The organism is Ensifer sp. ENS03 (genome assembly GCF_014852035.1).
GTDB classification, from domain to species: Bacteria; Pseudomonadota; Alphaproteobacteria; order Rhizobiales; family Rhizobiaceae; genus Ensifer; species Ensifer adhaerens.
The window spans coordinates 1-1,630 of record NZ_JACVAV010000028.1; the positions used below are offsets into that span (position 1 = coordinate 1).

General features: G+C 59.5%; 1 protein-coding gene. It reads right to left on the reverse strand.

Annotated features, from left to right (window positions below):
- Positions 1–173 precede the first annotated feature (173 nt).
- Positions 174–1,547, reverse strand: a complete 1,374-nt coding sequence (locus IB263_RS33805) for an ISNCY family transposase (RefSeq protein WP_192439602.1) — start codon at positions 1,545–1,547, stop codon at positions 174–176.
- Between the last annotated feature and the right edge of the window lie 83 nt (positions 1,548–1,630).

Genomic DNA, 1,630 nt, shown 5'->3' on the forward strand with positions numbered 1-1,630 from the left:
TGTGGCAGCCAAGTTGAACTGTCCGCTTTGGCGCAAAGTTAAAATGTCAATTTGAGCTGCCCTACGGCACGACGACCAGCCCCGATCTGACCGGCTGATCCGGTTGCAAGATCAGATCGGGGTGGGTGGTGGCCACCTCTTCGGCTTTAGCTTTGAGATGTTGCGATGACGGATCATTCCGCAGCATCAAGTCGGGAAAGGGCCTTCTCACGTCGCGCGATCACCACCGGATCGTTCGTGAAGTCCGTCCGCTTGCCCGGCTTGCGGCCACGCGGTTTGTAGCCATTCTTGTCGCTGTTCGTCTTCACGGCCGGCTGCGTCTGCTGGTCCTGACGTTCCTTAATGTAAGCCAGGACATCGGAAAGCCGCTTGTTCTCGGTGATCGCCGCATGCGTCACCCGCTGGTCCTTGTCGAACACCCTGTAGGACAGGGAATGGCCTTTCCACCGCACATCCAATCGGCCATCCGCATAGGCATAGGTTTCGACATAGCGACCAGCCAAACCGCGCGTCACCTCGGTCTCCTCGAGCATGATCCGCCGGCGCTCAAACGAAAACGTCAGTTGCGCTCCGACATAGCGCTGCTCGCGTTTGCACAGGATCTCGGCCAGCCGATCCGGTGCAAGGTTCATCGGCCGGTGCAGGTCATCGGGTCGGGCAGGGACAATGGCAAACCGCGCGTTGTAGTGCTCTATGAAGCCAGGCAAAAATGCATTGCCAGCCTCCATGTCGTCGATACCCGCCAGCCTTAATTCCTTGACCAAGCGATCTTGCAGCGTCCGGTTCATCCGTTCGACGCGACCTTTGGCCTGACTGGAGTTTGCGCAAAGAATCTCGATGTTTAACTCGCAAAGCGCTCGCCCGAACTGCGTCATGCCCTGGCCACCCTTGGCATCCTTCTTCGCCACCCGGAACACCGAATGCTTGTCGGAGTAAAAGGCGACCGGTGCCCCGTGATGCTTGAGATACAGCGCCAGCGCTTCAAAGTAGGTGAAGGCGCTTTCCGAACGCACAAACCGCACCTGCATCAACTTGCCCGTCGCATCATCGACGAACACCAGCAGCGAGCATGACGGCCCACGATCCTCAAACCAGCGATGCTCCGACCCGTCGATCTGCACCAGCTCGCCATAGGCCTCGCGTCGCAAGCGTGGCTGATGAAACGTCCGCCGCTGCTTGCGCGACAGCCAGAGGCCGTCGTCCGACATCCATTGGCGCAGCGTCTCGCGCGATACCGTCAGTCCATCGCGTTCGGCTAGCTTCTCGGCCGCCAACGTCGGTCCGAAGTCCGCATAGCGTTCGCGAACGAGCGTCACCGCATAATCCCGAACACCGTCGCTGATCCGGTTGTTCGAGGGTCGGCCGATCGCCTTATGCCGGATTGAAGCCGCGCCGCCAGTGTTGATCCGCTCCAGCAGACGACGGACCTGACGGGTGCTCAGTTCAAGCACGCGCGCCGCCGACGCCAACGTCATGCGTCCGGCGATCACCTTCGACAAAACCTCAATCCGTTGCAGATCGCGCTCGCTCATCGCAATCAATCCCATCCGCAACCTCCCAGGTCATCAAAACCCGGGGAGAGTGACATTCCAACTTTGCAGGATCAGGACACTTTAACTTTGCGGCTACA